Origin of the sequence: Pseudonocardia nigra, assembly GCF_019396355.1 — a bacterium.
Lineage (GTDB): Bacteria > Actinomycetota > Actinomycetes > Mycobacteriales > Pseudonocardiaceae > Pseudonocardia > Pseudonocardia nigra.
Window position 1 is genome coordinate 1 of record NZ_JAHKRK010000197.1, and the last position, 15,557, is coordinate 15,557.

A 15,557-nucleotide genomic window follows, 5' to 3' on the forward strand; every position below is an offset into this window, starting at 1 on the left:
CCGACGAAGGTGATCCGGCCGCCGGTGATCTCGAGCGCGTCCGGGCCGCCGGGGCCGCCCGGGTCGAGGACCCGGGCGCCGAGCAGCAGGGTGCGGGTCACCCCGCCTGTCTACCGGACCCTGCCGGGGCGCTGAAGGGCGTGTCTGGTGGATCCTGGGTCGATGGGCTCGGTGGGCGCCGAGAGCGTGATCCAGGGTCCGCCGGCCACGCCCTAGTACCGGCGCTTGGGCATCAGCAGCCACAGGATGATGTAGACGAGCGTGGGCGAGCCGGCCAGCGGGATGAACAGCACGAACAGGAACCGCACGAAGAACACGCTCAAGCCGAAGCGCTCGGCGAGACCGGCGCACACGCCGGCGATGACCTTCCTGTCCTGCGGGCGGGTGAGCGTCGATGCCACGAAGGGCTCCTTCCAGGTTGCGGCGGATCTCGCCGCTGACACCAGGGTGCCCGCGCGGCGGCCCGATCGAACTCGGTGAAGGTCCGGAGACCATCCCTGAGGTTTCCCCCTGGAGGTACCCCGGAGGGCTGATCGCACTCGCACACCGTGAGGCCCTGTTGCTCCGCCCGGGCGATGATCGCCATTTGTCCACAGGTTCCGGTGAACCTCCTGGTCAACGCCCTGCGGCCCTCACTAGCGTCCCTGACGTGTCCCGATCACGCACCCTGCTCGCCCTCCTGCCGCTCGCGCTGGCCGCCACCCTGCTCGGGGCGCATCCCGCCGCGGCCCAGCCCGCCGACGAGCGCCCGGAGGCCGTGGTGGCGCTCGGCGACTCCGCGGCCGCGGGCGACGGGGCCGGCGACTACGAGCCGGGCACCCGCGGTGAGAACGACAACTGGTGCCACCGCTCCGCCCACGCGTACGTGCACCGCACCGGCCTGGCCACCGAGTCGGTCAACCTGGCCTGCTCGGGGGCCGACGCGGCGAACGTCGCGTTCGGACCCGAGGTCCACTACATCGAGGGCTCCCAGGCCCAGCGGCTGATCGAGGTCGCCCGCGGCAACCGGGTCAGCACCGTGATCCTCCAGGTCGGGGCCAACGACGACGCGGCGCTCATCGCCACCGGCATCGCCTGCATCCGGGCGTTCCTCGACCCGCGCGAGCCCCCGTGCCGCGAGACGATCGGCCCGCTGGTCCCCGAGCGGATGGCCGCCACCGCGCCGAAGGTGGAGGCCGCGGTCCGCGACGTGCAGGAGGCGATGCGGCAGGCCGGGTACGCCGACCGCGACTACGCGCTCGTGCTCGCCTCCTACGCCTCCCCCGTCACCGAGCACATGATCCCGCTGCAGGCCGTGCAGGGCTGCCCGTACAGCAAGGCCGACGCCGGCTGGGGCCGCACCGTTCTGTTCCCCGCGCTGTCGGCTGCGCTGCGCGGCGTGGCCGAGCGCACCGGCGCCCGCTTCCTCGACTTCACCAGGGCCACCGAGGGCTACGAGGCGTGCAGCAGAGCGGTGGCCGGCGAGGAGTGGCAGCGGCGAATCACGGTGGAGCCCGAGGCGTTCGTCTACGGCGGCCTCGACGCGTTCGGCTACCACCTCGCGCAGGAGTCCTTCCACCCCAACGCCTCCGCGCACGCCGAGATGGGCCGGTGCATCGGCGAGTTCGTGCAGTCCGGGGCGGCCGAGGCCGCCTGCGTTGCGGGAGCCGACGGGCGGGCCCGGCTGGAGCCGGTGGCGGTGCCGGCGCCGGCGGCCTGAGGCGGGCCGGCCGGGGCCGGGAGGCCGGGGCCGGGAGGCCGGGGCCGGGAGGCCGGGGCCCGGGGACGCCGGGCAGGCGGGCCGGGCGAGCGGGCGAGGTCGACGTCAGCGGGGTCGGGAACCTCTCCGAGCCCCCTCATGTCGATCTGGCCCGCATCCGGCTGGGGGCTGTCGGTCGGGCGATCCGGCCTCCTCCACGCCCGGGAGCACCACCACCGCGGAGCGCAGCGATCAAGGCGTACTTGTCGCTTCTGAATCGATCCCAAGCGACCGCAGCGCCTTGATCACGGCAGCTCACCCCCGCCGCTGAGGGGGCATGGTGGCCGGACCGGACCGCAGACGATCCCGCCACCATCGTCCCCGCCACCATCGTCCCCGCCACCATCGTCCCCACCACCATCGTCGGAGCGCAGCGATCAAGGCGTACTTGTCGCTTCTGGATCGATCCCGGGCGACCACAGCGCCTTGATCACCGCGGCGCCACCCACCGCACGCGACGACGGCGGAGACTCGCCGTCGCGGGCCGACCCCTGGCCGAGCACCACCGTCCAACCACCTGACCCGACCGCGCGCCCGGTCCCGGCACCACCGCCCGGGCGCGCAGCGATCAAGGCGCAGTTGTCGCTTCTGGATCGATCCCGGGCGACCACAGCGCCTTGATCACCGCGGCCCGCCCGGACCCGGACATGGCGGGAGTTCCGCGATCACGGGCAGAGGGTCGTCGCCGGAGATCGACGTGCCGCCTTCTGCCCGTGATCGCCACCCGCTCGGGGGGCCTCGGAGCCGACGGCGCCTACACCACCACCAGGTCGCGCGGGCGGTTGTTGAGCCGCTCGCAGCCGTCGTCGGTGAGCACCACGATGTCCTCGATCCGGGCGCCCCACTCGCCGTCGAGGTAGATGCCCGGCTCCACGCTGAACGCCATGCCCGGCTCCAGCGGCAGGGCGTTGCCGCCCACGATGTAGGGCTCCTCGTGCACGTCGAGCCCGATGCCGTGGCCGGTGCGGTGCACGAACCGCTCCCCCAGCCCGGCGGCGGTGATCGGCTGCCGGGCGGCGGCGTCCACCTGCTCCGCGCTGGCGCCCGGTCGCGCGGCGGCCACGGCGCGCTCCTGGGCGTCCTGCAGCACCGCGTACGCCTCGCGCACGGAGGCGGACGGCTCGCTGCCGACGGCGTAGGTGCGGGTGCAGTCCGAGTTGTAGCCGCTGGGCAGCGGGCCGCCGATGTCGACGACCACGACGTCGCCCGCCTCGATCACCCGCTCCGACACGTCGTGGTGCGGGCTCGCCCCGTTGGGGCCGGAGCCGACGATCACGAACGCGGCCTCGGTGTGGCCCTCCTCGAGGATCGCCGCGGTGATGTCGGCCGCCACCTGCGCCTCGGTGCGCCCCGGCCGCAGGCACTCCCCCACCCGGGCGTGCACGCGGTCGATCGCCGCGCCCGCGGCGCGCAGCTCGGCCACCTCGGCGGCGTCCTTGCGCATCCGCAGCTCTCGGACCACCGGGCCGGCGAGCGCCTGCGCCACGTCGGGGAACGCGTCGCGCAGCCCGAAGACGTGCGCGGCGGGCATGGAGTCGGCCACCGCCATCCGTGACGGGCCGCCCGCCAGGTCGCTGACCAGCAGGTACGGGTCCTCGCCGTCGGTCCAGGTGACCACCTCGACGCCCAGCTCGGCCAGCGGCAGCCCGGCGAGCCCCGGGGCCTCCAGCTTCGGGACGACGAGCGCGGGTGGCGCCCGGTGCCCGGCGGCGGGCAGCACCAGGCAGGTGAGCCGCTCGTGCGACTCGCCGCCGTGCCCCGTCAGGTAGCGCAGGTCGGTGCCGGGCGTGACGAGCAGCACCTCGGTGTCGTGCGTCGCCGCCACCTCCCCGGCGCGGCGGATGCGGTCGGCGAGCAGCGCGGTGGGAACGGCCGGTGTCATGACGGGGAGGGTATTCCGGCAAGCTGTGGTGCCGTGACCGCACCTGGTTCCTCCCTCATGCTGCTCGACGCGGCCAGCATGTACTTCCGCGCCTACTACGGGGTGCCGGAGTCGATCACCGCGCCGGACGGCACGCCCGTGAACGCGATCCGCGGGTTCACCGACATGGTGTCGCGCCTGGTCACCGAACGGCGGCCCAGCCGGCTCGTCGCGTGCCTCGACCTGGACTGGCGCCCGGCGTTCCGGGTGGAGGCGCTGCCGTCCTACAAGGCGCACCGGGTGCCCGGTGGACCGGACGTCGCCCCCGCCGGGCTGCCCGAGGAGGTGCCCGACACCCTCGCCCCGCAGGTCCCGGTGCTGCTCGAGGTGCTCGCCGCCGCCGGCATCGCCACGGCGGGCGCCGAGGGCTACGAGGCCGACGACGTCATCGGCACGCTCGCGGCGACCGAGCGGACCGACCCGGTGCTCGCCGTCAGCGGCGACCGGGACCTCATGCAGATCGTCCGCGACGAGCCGGTCCCGGTGCGGCTGCTGTACGTGGGCCGCGGGCTGGCGAAGGCCGAGCACCTCGGGCCCGTGGAGGTGGCCGAAAAGTACGGGGTGCCCGCCGGGCGCGCCGGGGAGGCCTACGCGGAGATGGCGATGCTGCGCGGCGACCCGTCCGACGGCCTCCCCGGCGTGCCGGGCATCGGCGCGAAGACGGCGGCCACCCTGGTCGGGCGCTTCGACTCGTGGGCGGAGCTGCGCGCTGCGGTGATCGACCGCACCGACACCCGGCTCAGCGCGCCGGTGCGCACCAAGCTCGCCGCCGCGGCGCCCTACCTCGCCGTGGTCGAGCCGGTAGTCCGGGTGGCCCAGGACGCGCCCGTGCAGCTGGACCGCCCGGACGTACTCCCGGACGCGCCTGCCGACCCGGACCGGCTCGCGGAGCTGGCCGAGCGCTGGGGCCTGGACTCGTCGGTCGAGCGCCTGCGCAAGGCCCTCGCCCGCACCTGACCCCGGCGCCCGGCAGCCGCGCTCAGAAGTACGTGCCGCACCACGGCGTGTCCGGCGTCGCGAACGCGGCGTCGGCCCGCGCCACCGCGGCGCCGTCGTGGACCCGCCACCAGCCGGTGGCGGCGAGCTGCGACGGGGTGCGGTCGCCGAGGTAGGCCATCGCGAGCGCGGCGGCGTCGCACTCCAGCTCCGGCGCCACCGGCCCGCCGAGCGGTCCCACCCGCTCCGCCGCGCCGTCGGCGATCCGGTAGACGCCGGCGTTGCGCTCGAGGAAGGGGTCGTGCACGGCCAGCAGCACCGGCCCCGCCGGCCGGTAGCTGCGGGCCGCGAGCGCGGTGGGCACGTCCACGAGCCGCAGCCACGTCTCGTCCTCGACGCCGGTGACGCGGCAGTCCCGCGGGTCGGCGAGCAGCAGCTCGAGGGGCTCGTCGAGCGGCCGGAGCCAGCCCTCGACGGCCCCGACGAGGTCGAGGTCGAGCGCGAACCGCCACAGCTCCGCGGTGGCCGTGCCGTCGGCGGCATGCAGGTCCTCGATGCGCAGGGTCCGCTCCGTGAACGGGTCGCTCGGCGGGCCGGGGAACGCCAGGAAGTACGCGTCGTCGTCCCCCTCCGGTCCGGTGTGGACGGCGGCCACGAGGTGCTCGCGATCGTCGACCCGGCGCTGCACCGGACCCCACCACCACGTCTCGGGCCGCATGATCCCACCGGTGCGCCGCAGCGCGAGCTTCTCGTGCAGTGGCGCGAGCACGTCGACGATCTCGTGGCGGTCGAGCATCCGCACCGATCCGCCGCGGGGCGCGCCGGTCCGCCACCCCGCACCGCCGTAGCGGCGCACCGACACGGTCCGCCCGCGGGTGGCGAGGCCGTACCCGAAGCGGCCGTAGATCCGCGCCTCACTGGCGCGCAGCGAGGCGAGCGCCTCACCGCGCTCGGCGACGTCGTCGAGCAGCGCCCGCATCATGCCGGTGAGCACGCCGCGGCGGGTGTGGTCGGCCCGCACGCCGACCCGCGTGACGGCCGCGGTCGGCAGTGCGGCGCCGCCCACCACCGCGGTGCGGGTGGGGAACGAGGTCGCGGTGCCGATCAGCCGCCCGTCGTCGTGCACGCCGAGGGTGCGGCCCGGGCTGTACGTGGTGGCGGCGCGGGTCCACCGCTCGTCGCTCGCCGGCTCGCGGTGGATGCTCGCGGCGAACAGCGTGTGCGCGGCGCGGAGCTCGTCGGGGTCGAGGAACCGGACGTCGTGGGTCACGGGGCCCGATGCTGCCCGATCATCCGCCCGGGCCGACACCGGGTTCCCGCGGGATCAGGGCCGGCCGACCTCGTAGGTGCCCTGGTCGTCGGTCACCGTGATGGGCACCGGCGTCGCGGCCCCGTCGATCGTCGCGGTGCACTCGAACTCGGCGCCCGCCGTCACCGCCTGCCCCTCCGGGCACGTCACGGCCGTGACGTCCTGCACCCCGTAGTTCTCGGTGAGCACCCGCTGCACGCCGTCCTGCATCGCGGCGGAGTCGAACACCCGCGTCTGCAGGAACCCCGGCCACACGAACAGCAGCACGGCCACCACGGCGATGACGACGGCCGCCGCCACCCCGAGAATCAGCGGCATCGGCAGCTTCCGGCCCGTGCCGCCGGACGGCTCCGGCCGGGCCTGCTGCCCCTGCCCGGCCCACTGCTGCTGTCGCGGGTCGGGCCACTGCTGGGTGGGCTGCTGGCCGGGCTGGCCCCAGCCCGGCTGCTGACCCGGCTGCCCCCACCCCTGCTGCTGGCCCTGCTGCCCCTGCTGGCCCTGCCACTGCTGGGGCGGCTGCTGCCCGTAGCCGGGCTGGCCGTACGGCGCCTGCGGCTGGCCGTACTGCTGCGGCGCGCCGTACTGCTGGGGGCGGCCGTAGCCGCCCTGGTCGCCGGGCGGCGGGCCCCAGCCCGGCTGCTGACCGGGCTGCTGGCCATACCCGGGCGGCGGACCCTGCGGCGGGACGGCGGCGGTCTGCTCACCCCATCCCGGCTGTCCCTGCTGCGGGACGGCGCGGGTCTGCTCGGGGTCCCAGCCCTGCTGGCCGGCCTGCGGGACCGCAGCGGTCTGCTCACCCCACCCCGGCGGGCCCGGCTGCCCCTGCTGCGGCACGGCCGCGGTCTGCTCACCCCATCCCGGCTGGCCGTGCGGGGGGACCGCGCGCGTCTGCTCGGCGTCCTGGGCCTGCTGCTCGGGCTGCTGCGGCCGGCCCCAGCCGCCCGCGGGCTGCTGGCCCCACGCGGGCTGCTCACCCTGCTGCGGTTCTCCAGGGGTGCCGTGAGGCGGGGTCGGGCCCGGGGGCGTGCTCATGGCCGGCCTTTCTGCAGTCGTACGGTCCGGCGATCAAAGCACAGCCACCGGTCGTCATACACGTCGTTCGCCCCGCAAGGGGATCACAAGGGCACAACGCCGCCCGTCAGACGGTGCCCACTGCGACGACCCCGCGCCGGATCGCCGTGCCCGCCTGGGCGGCGGCCCGGCCGACGCCGCGGTCCCGGCCCGCGACCCCGGCGATCTGGTCGAGCAGGTCGAGGACCTGACGGCACCAGCGCACGAAGTCGCCCGCCGACAGCTCCACGCCGTTCTGCTCGGCCGCGGTCAGCACCGCCGACAACGACTCCCCACGCGCCCACCGGTGCATGGGCCAGGCGAAGCCGAGGTCGGGCTCGCGGGTGCGGTCCACCCGGTGCCGCCGCTCGTCGCCCTCGAGCTCCGCCCAGATCCGCACCGTCTCGGCCAGCGCCTCGGAGACGGCGCCCGACGGCACGCGGGGCATCGGGCCGCTGTCCCGGCGCGACTCGTAGACCAGCGCGGACACGACCGCGGCCAGCTCGGCGGGCTCGAGGCCGTCCCAGATGCCGTGGCGCAGGCACTCGGCGGTGAGCAGGTCGGACTCGCCCCACAGCCGGGCCAGCCGCGCGCCGTGCTCGGTGATCTCCTCGCCGTCGAGGTAGCCGCGCTCGGCGAGCAGCCCACGGATCCGGTCGAACGCCCTGGCGAGCGAGTGCGTTGTCGCGCGGACCTTCTGGCGCAGCTGCTCGGTCTCGCGCTCCAGCCTGCCGTACCGGTCGGCCCAGCGGGCGTGCGCCTCCCGGTCATTGCAGCCGTGGCAGGGGTGCGCGCGCAGGGCGCGGCGCAGCGTCGCGAGCTCCGGGTCGTCGATGTTCCCCCCGCGCGAGCGGCGCCGCGGCGAGGTCGGCGCGACGATCCCGGTGTTGCGCAGCGACGAGGCGAGGTCGCGGCGCACCCGCGGGGCCCGGTGGTCGACGCGGTTGGGCAGCCGCATCCGGCCGAGCGGCTCGACGGGAGCAGGGAAGTCGGCGGCGGACAGGCGCCCGGCCCACCGGTCCTCGGTGAGCACGAGCGGGCGGGGGTCGTCGCCGGGGTCGAAGCCCGCGTCCAGCACCACGGCGAGCCCGGCGCGGCGGCCCCCGGGCACCGCGATGACGTCGCCCGGCTTGAGCGAACGCAGCGAGTCGGCGGCGGCTTCGCGGCGTTCGGTGACGCCGCGGCGCGACAGCGACTTCTCCCGTTCGCTCACCCGCCGGCGCAGGGCCGCGTACTCGGTGAAGTCGCCCAGGTGGCACTCCATCGACTTCGCGTAGCCGGCCAGCGCCTCGACGTTGCGGTCGATCCGCCGCGCGAGCCCCACGACCGAGCGGTCGGCCTGGAACTGCCCGAACGACTGCTCCAGCAGCTCGCGGGCGTCGTCGGTGCCGAGCCGCCCGACGAGGTTGACGGCCATGTTGTAGCCGGGGCGGAACGAGCTGCGCAGCGGGTAGGTGCGGGTGGAGGCCAGGCCCGCGACCTGCTCGGGGTCGACTCCCGGCTGCCAGACGACGACCGCGTGGCCCTCCACGTCGATGCCGCGCCTGCCGGCCCGCCCGGTGAGCTGGGTGTACTCGCCCGGCGTGAGCTCGGCGTGCGACTCGCCGTTGAACTTGACCAACCGCTCGAGCACGACCGTGCGCGCGGGCATGTTGATGCCGAGGGCGAGGGTCTCGGTGGCGAACACCGCGCGCACCAGGCCGCGGACAAACAGCTCCTCGACGGTCTCCTTGAACGCGGGCAGCAGGCCGGCGTGGTGCGCGGCGATCCCCCGCTCCAGCGCCTCTCGCCACTCCCAGTACCCGAGGACGGCGAGGTCGGCCTGCGGCAGCTCGGCGGTGTGCCGGTCGACGATGCGCCGGATCTCCGCCACCTCGTCCTCGGTGGTGAGCCGCAGTCCGGAGCGCACGCACTGTCCGACGGCGGCGTCGCAGCCCGCGCGGCTGAACACGAAGGTGATCGCCGGGAGCAGCGCGGCCCGGTCCAGCCGGTCGAGCACCGTGATCCGCGACGGCGGCCGGAACCGGGTGTGGGGGCGGCCGTTGCCGCTGCGGCCCGCACCGCGTGCACGCCCACGCTCCCACACCGCGCTCTGCCGGTCCAGGTCGCGCGTGTGGCGCACGAGGTCGGGGTCGACCTGCAGCTCGCCTGCGGCGTCGCGCGGCTTGCCGTCGCGACCATCCGGCAGGGCCTCCCCGGCGAACAGGTCGAGCAGCCGGTTGCCCACCATCATGTGCTGCCACAGCGGCACGGGGCGGTGCTCGTCGACGACGACCGTGGTGTCGCCCCGCACGGTCACCAGCCAGTCGCCGAACTCCTCGGCGTTGCTCACGGTGGCCGACAGGCTCACCAGCGCGACGTGCTCGGGCAGCTGGAGGATCACCTCCTCCCAGACCGCGCCGCGGAACCGGTCGGCGAGGTAGTGCACCTCGTCCATCACCACGTAGCCCAGCTGCTCCAGCTGCCGCGATCCCGCGTAGATCATGTTGCGGAGCACCTCGGTGGTCATGACGACGACCTGCGCGTCGCCGTTGACCGCGGTGTCACCGGTGAGCAGCCCGACCGCGGCCGACCCGTGGCGCTCCACCAGGTCGGCGTACTTCTGGTTGGACAGCGCCTTGATCGGGGTGGTGTAGAAGCACTTCAGGCCCTGCGCGAGTGCCAGGTGCACGGCGAACTCGCCGACGACGGTCTTGCCCGCCCCGGTGGGCGCGCAGACGAGCACGCCGTGCCCGTCCTCGAGCGCGGAGCACGCGGTGCGCTGGAAGCCGTCGAGCTCGAAGGGCAGCTCGGCGGCGAACTCGGTGAGCCGGGGGCGGGCCGCGCGCTCGCGTGCTCGCGCGTACGCCTCGGCCGGCGCCGGGCCTGCACTGCTGGGTGGCACGTTCCCAGGCTGTCACATCCGCAATCCCGTCACCCCCCGACGCGGCCGCGACCACCTCACAATGTCGGCGGCCGCCGGCGGTGACGCGGCACACTCGGGCGCCGTGGAGCTGCTCATCGCCCGCAACCCCGACCCGGACAGCACGCTGCCGTATCTGCTGCGACTCCCGCTCGGCACCGGGCTCGTCTTCCGCACGAAGGGAACCTGGCCGCGCACCAGCGCCCTGTACTGCCATCCCGTGGATCTCAGCGAGTGGCCGGCGCACCCGGAGGTGGTGGAACGCATCCCGCTGCGGTCCTGTGCCCGGCGCGGATCCGCGATCGACGTGGTGGCCGACCGCGGCCGCGAGCAACGCTCGCAGATCGTGTTCACCCGGGCCCGGAACCGGGAGATGGTGTTCTGGCAGTCCCCGCGCACCCGCAAGCAGGCCCGGCCCGACGTGCGGCTGCCGACGGCGCGGGCGGCGGGCCTACCCGAGCTGGAGATCGTGGTCGACGCCCACGAGCGCTACCCGTACCGGTTCACCGGTCAGCAGGTCCGCACGGTGCGGCGCGGGTTGCCCTGCGGGGACTACGCCGTCGACGCCGGCGGGAAGGTGGTCGCCGCGGTGGAGCGCAAGTCGCTGCCGGACCTCCTGTCGAGCCTGAGCAGCGGCAGGCTCCGTTTCGCCCTCGGCGAGCTCGCCGCGCTGCCGCGCGCGGCCGTGGTCGTCGAGGAGTCCTACGCGCGGGTCTTCGCCCAGGACCGGGTCCGACCGGCGCAGGTGGCCGACGGCCTGGCCGAGCTCCAAATCAGGTGGCCGACGGTGCCGATCGTGTTCTGCGACAACCGGAAGCTCGCCGAGGAGTGGACCTACCGGTACCTGGCCGCGGCACGCGTGTGGGCGGAGGACGAGGGGCCGGCACTCGCGCGGATCGGGGCCGGTGAGCACGGCGCGGCGGACGCACCCCCGGCGCCCGCGCCGTCGACGGCCGAGGTGCGGGCCTGGGCCCGCGCCCACGGTTTCACCGTGCCGGACCGGGGACGACTGCGCCCGGAGATCCATCGGGCCTGGGAGGACGCGCACCACGGCGACGACGGTGACGCGTCCTCCCGGTGATCAGGCGAGCCCGGCGTCCCCGAACACCCACGGGTTCGTCTCGCACGCGGCGATGAAGTCCGCGGGGAACCCCGCCTCGAACTCCACCGCGGCCGACAGGCGTGCCACGGCCTCCGGCGGCAGCGTGACGTCGACGGCACCGAGGGTGTCGGCGAGCTGCCCCGCGTCGCGGGCCCCGACGAGCGGGTGCACGGCGGGCGAGCGCGCCATCAGCCAGGCGAGCGCCACCTGGGCGGGTGTCGCGCCCGCGTCGTCGGCCACCTCCTGCACCGCTCGGGCGGCGGCGTGCTCACGCACGCCGAGCGTCGCCGGATCGATGCGGGAGCCGGGCGGCACGCCGCCGGGCGCGGTGAGCTTCCCGGAGAGCACGCCGTGCGCCAGCGGCGCCCAGGCCGCCACGGTCAGCCCGAACGCCTCGGCCATCGGCAGCAGCTCCCGCTCGACATCGCGCTCCAGCAGGTTGTAGGGCACCTGCAGGCCGGCGAACGGCGTCCAGTCCCGCCACTCGGCCAGGGTGTTGGCGCGCGCGACCACCCAGGCGGGTGCGTCGGAGATCCCGGTGTAGAGCACCTTCCCGGCCCGCACGGCGTCGTCGAGCGCCCGCATCGTCTCCTCGATCGGCGTCTGCCGGTCCCACACGTGCACCCAGTACAGGTCGATGTGGTCGGTCCGCAGTTGCCGCAGGCTCGTCTCCAGCGACAGCCTGAGGTTCTTCCGATGGTTGCCCGCGGCGTTCGGGTCGGCCCGGTCGCGGGTGCCGGTGTACTTGGTGGCGAGCACGAACCGGTCCCGCCGGCCCGCGAGCAGCTCGCCGAGCACCCGCTCGCTCGCGCCCCCGCCGTAGTTCACCGCCGTGTCGATCACGTTGCCGCCGGCGTCCGCATACCGGTCAAGGATCCGTCGGGCCTCCTCCGGCGGCGTGCCCGCCGCAGCATCCTCGGTGAAAGTCATCGCACCGAGGAACAGTTCGGACACCCGCAGCCCGGTCCGGCCCAACGTTCGGTACCGCATCCTGTGAGGTCCCCCTGTCAGTTCGGCTCGACGAACTGCACGTCGAGCTGGATCGCGACGACGTCGCCGAGCAGGCCCGCCCCGAAGTCGAGCCCGAAGTCGCTGCGCCGGATCGTGCCCGTGGCCTCGAACCCGGCGTGCCGGCGACCGCCGACGACCGAGTCGACGACGCCGCCGAACTCGAGCGCGAACGTCACCGGCCGCGTCACGTCACCGATGGTGAGCTCGCCGTCGAGCGCCCACTCCTCCGGCAATAGAGATCTTCGACCGCCCCGACGGCCGGCTCGCCTACGAGGTGCACGGCCCTGCCGACGGCCCGCTCGTCGTCGCGGTGCACGGCATGGGCGACACGCGCGGGACCTGGCGGTTCCTCGTGCCACTCCTCGTGGAGCAGGGTCTCCGCGTCGCCACGCTCGACGTCCGCGGGCACGGCGCGTCGAGCACCGGGTGGCCCAGCTACACGCCCCGGGCGGTCGGGGACGACGTCATCGCGCTGATCCGACACCTCGGCGGCGGCCCCGCGGTCGTGATCGGGAACTCGTCGGGCACCGCGTCGGCGATCTGGGCCGCAGCCGAAGCACCCGACCTGGTCAGCGCGATCGTCCTGGAGGCCACCTTCATCGCTCCGATGCAGATGAGCCCGCTCCTCCGGCTGGTGTCGTGGCCGGTGCTGCGCAGCGCCACGCTGTTCGCCAAGGTGTTCCACCCGTCGCTGTACAAGGCCGGGAAGCCCGCCGACCTGGCGGAGTACACGACCGCCCTGCGGCGGACGCTCGCGGAGCCCGGGCGGATGGCGGCGGTCCGCGGCGTGATGGGCGACAAGGAGGAGTGCCACGACCGGATCCCGGAGCTGCGCTGCCCCGTGCTGGTCGTGATGGGCACGGCCGACTCGGACTACCCCGACGCGCGCGCGGAGGCCCGCACCGCCGAGCGGGTGATCGGCGCGCACACGCGCACCGACGTGCTCCTCCTCGACGGGGCGGGGCACTACCCGCACGCGGAGGTCCCGGCGGCCACCGCGGAGGGCGTCGCCGCGTTCCTCTCCGGGGTCACCCGTGCCTAGGGCGGGCCTGTCCCCGGCCGCGGTCGTCGACATCGCACTCGGCATCGTCGACGAGGACGGCCCCGGCGCCCTCACGCTCGCGGCGGTGGCCGGGCGGGCCGGCGTGGCGGTGCCGTCGCTGTACAAGCACATCCGCAACCTCGGCGCGCTGCACCAGAAGCTCGCAGCCGCCGCGACGGCCGAGCTGGCCGAGGTCCTGACGGCGGCGACAGCCGGGCGGGCGGGCGGCGACGCGGTGGAGGCGATCGCCGGGGCGTACCGGAGCTACGCCCGCGACCGCCCGGGCCGCTACCCCACTACGCAGCGGGTGCCCGACGCCGCCGACCCCGCGCACGTCGCCGGGGCCGAACGGGCCGTGGCCGCGATCACCGCGGTGCTGCGCGGGTACAGCATCGCGGGCGACGAGGCGATCCACGCCACCCGGATGCTGCGCAGCGCGCTGCACGGTTTCGTGAGCCTCGAGGCGTCGGGTGGGTTCGGCATGCCGCAGGACGTCGACGGCTCCTTCACCCGGCTCGTCACGGCGCTCGACCTCGCCCTGCGCAGCTGGCCGGGACGGGCGACGTGACCGTCACCCGTCCCGGAGGTCGGCAGCGGACAGCTCGAGATCGATGAACGCCGAGATCATCGCCCGGTAGGTGCGTTCGACGACGTCCGGGCCGGCCCCGGCCGTCGCCCCGTGCGCCCTGACCCGGGCGATCACCTGCTCGACCCGCGCCGGGGCCCGGACGCCCGCGGCGCTGGTCTTGAGCCGGCCGGCCCGCCGGACGAGCTGCTCGCGCGCGGCGAGCAGCTCGACGATCTCCCGGTCGAGCCGGTCGATCCCGGCGCGGACCCCGCGGAGGTCCTCCGAGGTTCCTGCGCGGTCGGTCACGGCCGGCCCGGACCGGTCACGTCACGTCGTCCAGGCGCTGCTTCTCCGACGCCTGGGGTGTCGTGGCGGAGACCGGCTCGACCGGGCTCGGGCTGGTGTCGATCGCGCTCGGCGCCGTGTCGATCCGGCTGGGAGTGGTGTCGATCGGGCTCGGTGCGTCCGGATCCCAGTCGTCCCAGCCCTCGGCCGCCCGCCGCTTGGCGCGCCGCCGGTCGTTGAGCCGGACGATCTGGATCGCGAGCTCGAACAGGATCACCAGCGCGACCGCCAACGCCACCATCGAGATCGGATCCTGGCCGGGGGTGGCGATCGCGGCGAACACGAACAGCCCGAAGACCAGTCCGCGCCGCCACTCCTTCAGCTTCGCGTAGGTGATCAGCCCGGCGATGTTCAGCATCACGACGAGCAGCGGGATCTCGAAGCTCACCCCGAAGATCAGCAGCAGCGCGATGACGAAACCGAAGTAGTACTCGCCGGTCAGTGCCGTGGTCTGGACGTCGTCACCGATCGTCAACAGGAACGCCAGCCCCTGGGTGACCACCAGGTACGCCAGCACGGCGCCCGCGACGAACAGCACCGCCGCCGCCGAGACGAAGCTGACCGCGTACTTGCGCTCCTTCGCATACAGCCCGGGGGTGATGAAACCCCACAGCTGGTAGAACCAGACCGGGCAGGCCAGCACGACGCCGGCCGTCATGGCGACCTTCAGACGCAGGTTGAACTGGTCGAACGGGCCGGTGGCGAGCAGCGTGCAGGACCCGTCAGTGGTGAACTGGCCGCGCGAGGTGGCCGGAATGGCGCAGTACGGCTCCTTGAGCAGGTTGCCCAGGCTGGGCATCCCGAAGAAGCTCACCTCGTACCAGATGAACCCGAAGATCGTGGTGATGGCGATCGCGACCAGCGCGATCGTGAGGCGGTTCCGCAGCTCGTAGAGATGCTCGACGAGCGACATCGTGCCGTCGGGGCTCTTCGGCCGCCTGTTGCCCCGACGCAGAGAGAGTCTGGCCACCCCGCTGGGCTACTGAGCGCTGCTGCTGTGACCCTGCTGGGTGGCCCGCGTGGGCTCCGGCTGGGGGTCCTGCGCCTGGGTGGAGGTGGGGGGCAGCGCCGCGGGCGGCGCGGCCGGCGGAGTCGCCGCCGACTTGTCGGTGGTGCCGGCCGACTCGTCGTCGCCCTTCATGCCCTTCATCTCACCCTTGAACACGCGGGCGGACTGTCCGATGGAACGGGCCATGTCCGGGAGTCGCTTCGCACCGAACAGCAGTACCAAGATCCCGATGAGGATCACGAACTCCCAGCCGCCGAGGCTCGGCATGGTTGTTGTCCTTCCGCCGTGGTCAGGTCGTGTACGAGTCTACCGCCGGGTGGGGCGGATACAGCCCCCGCCGTGCGTCCGGATGGTCTCGTCGCCGGTCATTCGGACGAGCGTCGCCGCCGGTTCACCAGCTCGTGCAGCGGCGCCGACCGCTCGGCGATCCCCGCGCGCAACGCGGAGCGGGCGCGGGCGAACCGGCGCACGTGACCCATCGTCAGCAGCAGCACGACCACCAGCAGCACCAGGCCGGCCCCGACCGTCACCACCGCGGGCACCATGTCCGCCGTCGACCTCACCCCTCTCCCCCGCCGACGGCCGCCAGCGCCTCGCGCGCCCGGCGGCCGACGGCCTCGACCA

At 74.6% G+C, this 15,557-nt stretch carries 16 protein-coding genes; 5 read left to right on the top strand and 11 right to left on the bottom strand.

The features are described from left to right. Nucleotides 1-212 precede the first annotated feature (212 nt). Nucleotides 213-401 carry a PspC domain-containing protein gene (locus KME75_RS32575; RefSeq protein WP_219418784.1) on the bottom strand — a complete coding sequence of 63 codons (189 nt, stop codon included), beginning with the start codon at nt 399-401 and terminating at the stop codon, nt 213-215. Nucleotides 402-649: 248 nt separating this feature from the next. Here KME75_RS32575 and KME75_RS32580 point away from each other — a divergent pair, with 248 nt between their 5' ends. Next, the gene (locus tag KME75_RS32580; protein WP_308283291.1) at nt 650-1,699 is read left to right on the top strand and encodes a GDSL-type esterase/lipase family protein; all 1,050 of its coding nucleotides are present in this window, start codon (nt 650-652) and stop codon (nt 1,697-1,699) included. Nucleotides 1,700-2,492: 793 nt separating this feature from the next. Here KME75_RS32580 and KME75_RS32585 read toward each other — a convergent pair. Further along, a complete protein-coding gene (locus tag KME75_RS32585; protein ID WP_219418786.1) occupies nt 2,493-3,620 on the bottom strand; it encodes a M24 family metallopeptidase in 1,128 nt (375 codons plus the stop codon). Nucleotides 3,621-3,653: 33 nt separating this feature from the next. Here KME75_RS32585 and KME75_RS32590 point away from each other — a divergent pair, with 33 nt between their 5' ends. Continuing rightward, nucleotides 3,654-4,616: a 5'-3' exonuclease gene (locus tag KME75_RS32590; protein ID WP_372452724.1), complete on the top strand. Its 963-nt coding sequence runs from the start codon at nt 3,654-3,656 to the stop codon at nt 4,614-4,616. Nucleotides 4,617-4,638: 22 nt separating this feature from the next. Here KME75_RS32590 and KME75_RS32595 read toward each other — a convergent pair whose 3' ends face one another. The 3 genes from KME75_RS32595 to KME75_RS32605 all read right to left on the bottom strand — a co-directional run bounded on the left by KME75_RS32595 (nt 4,639) and on the right by KME75_RS32605 (nt 9,838). Beyond that, nucleotides 4,639-5,865: a GNAT family N-acetyltransferase gene (locus KME75_RS32595; RefSeq protein WP_219418787.1), complete on the bottom strand. Its 1,227-nt coding sequence runs from the start codon at nt 5,863-5,865 to the stop codon at nt 4,639-4,641. A 54-nt stretch (nt 5,866-5,919) separates the two neighbouring features. After that, entirely contained in the window at nt 5,920-6,936 is a 1,017-nt protein-coding gene (locus KME75_RS32600; protein WP_219418788.1) for a DUF4333 domain-containing protein, read from the bottom strand. 106 nt (nt 6,937-7,042) lie between these two features. Further along, the gene (locus tag KME75_RS32605; RefSeq protein ID WP_219418789.1) at nt 7,043-9,838 is read right to left on the bottom strand and encodes a DEAD/DEAH box helicase; all 2,796 of its coding nucleotides are present in this window, start codon (nt 9,836-9,838) and stop codon (nt 7,043-7,045) included. A 103-nt stretch (nt 9,839-9,941) separates the two neighbouring features. Between KME75_RS32605 and KME75_RS32610 the strand changes: the two genes are divergently transcribed. Continuing rightward, nucleotides 9,942-10,937: an ERCC4 domain-containing protein gene (locus KME75_RS32610; RefSeq protein ID WP_308283292.1), complete on the top strand. Its 996-nt coding sequence runs from the start codon at nt 9,942-9,944 to the stop codon at nt 10,935-10,937. On the opposite strand, the gene KME75_RS32615 is transcribed toward KME75_RS32610, so the two are convergent. Further along, nucleotides 10,938-11,948 (bottom strand): aldo/keto reductase, encoded by a 1,011-nt coding sequence (locus KME75_RS32615; RefSeq protein WP_219418791.1) that lies wholly within the window; start codon nt 11,946-11,948, stop codon nt 10,938-10,940. Between the two features lie 17 nt (nt 11,949-11,965). Then, nucleotides 11,966-12,328, bottom strand: coding sequence for a YceI family protein (locus KME75_RS32620; RefSeq protein ID WP_219418792.1), 363 nt, complete (start codon nt 12,326-12,328; stop codon nt 11,966-11,968). On the opposite strand from KME75_RS32620, the gene KME75_RS32625 reads away from it, so the two are divergent. Together KME75_RS32625 and KME75_RS46270 are read left to right on the top strand one after the other, a co-directional pair. After that, nucleotides 12,244-13,011: an alpha/beta fold hydrolase gene (locus tag KME75_RS32625; protein WP_308283293.1), complete on the top strand. Its 768-nt coding sequence runs from the start codon at nt 12,244-12,246 to the stop codon at nt 13,009-13,011. The genes KME75_RS32620 and KME75_RS32625 overlap by 85 nt on opposite strands. Next, the gene (locus KME75_RS46270) at nt 13,004-13,579 is read left to right on the top strand and encodes a TetR/AcrR family transcriptional regulator (RefSeq protein ID WP_219418794.1); all 576 of its coding nucleotides are present in this window, start codon (nt 13,004-13,006) and stop codon (nt 13,577-13,579) included. The genes KME75_RS32625 and KME75_RS46270 overlap by 8 nt, the downstream gene beginning before the upstream one ends. Before the next feature lie 3 nt (nt 13,580-13,582). Here the strand turns inward: KME75_RS46270 and KME75_RS32635 are convergent, their stop codons facing one another. From KME75_RS32635 to KME75_RS32650, 4 genes are all read right to left on the bottom strand, one after another. Then, nucleotides 13,583-13,885 carry a chorismate mutase gene (locus tag KME75_RS32635; protein ID WP_219418795.1) on the bottom strand — a complete coding sequence of 101 codons (303 nt, stop codon included), beginning with the start codon at nt 13,883-13,885 and terminating at the stop codon, nt 13,583-13,585. A gap of 16 nt (nt 13,886-13,901) precedes the next feature. After that, nucleotides 13,902-14,894 (bottom strand): twin-arginine translocase subunit TatC, encoded by a 993-nt coding sequence (gene tatC, locus KME75_RS32640; protein WP_308283294.1) that lies wholly within the window; start codon nt 14,892-14,894, stop codon nt 13,902-13,904. A gap of 9 nt (nt 14,895-14,903) precedes the next feature. Then, nucleotides 14,904-15,200: a Sec-independent protein translocase subunit TatA gene (tatA, locus tag KME75_RS32645; protein WP_219418796.1), complete on the bottom strand. Its 297-nt coding sequence runs from the start codon at nt 15,198-15,200 to the stop codon at nt 14,904-14,906. Nucleotides 15,201-15,298: 98 nt separating this feature from the next. After that, nucleotides 15,299-15,496: a hypothetical protein gene (locus KME75_RS32650; protein WP_219418797.1), complete on the bottom strand. Its 198-nt coding sequence runs from the start codon at nt 15,494-15,496 to the stop codon at nt 15,299-15,301. Between the last annotated feature and the right edge of the window lie 61 nt (nt 15,497-15,557).

Coding starts and splice junctions, on each gene's coding strand:
- KME75_RS32615 (WP_219418791.1), bottom strand. CDS start 11,948: ATGCGGTACCGAACGTTGGGCCGGACCGGGCTGCGGGTGTCCGAACTG.
- KME75_RS32600 (WP_219418788.1), bottom strand. CDS start 6,936: ATGAGCACGCCCCCGGGCCCGACCCCGCCTCACGGCACCCCTGGAGAA.
- tatA (WP_219418796.1), bottom strand. CDS start 15,200: ATGCCGAGCCTCGGCGGCTGGGAGTTCGTGATCCTCATCGGGATCTTG.
- KME75_RS32585 (WP_219418786.1), bottom strand. CDS start 3,620: ATGACACCGGCCGTTCCCACCGCGCTGCTCGCCGACCGCATCCGCCGC.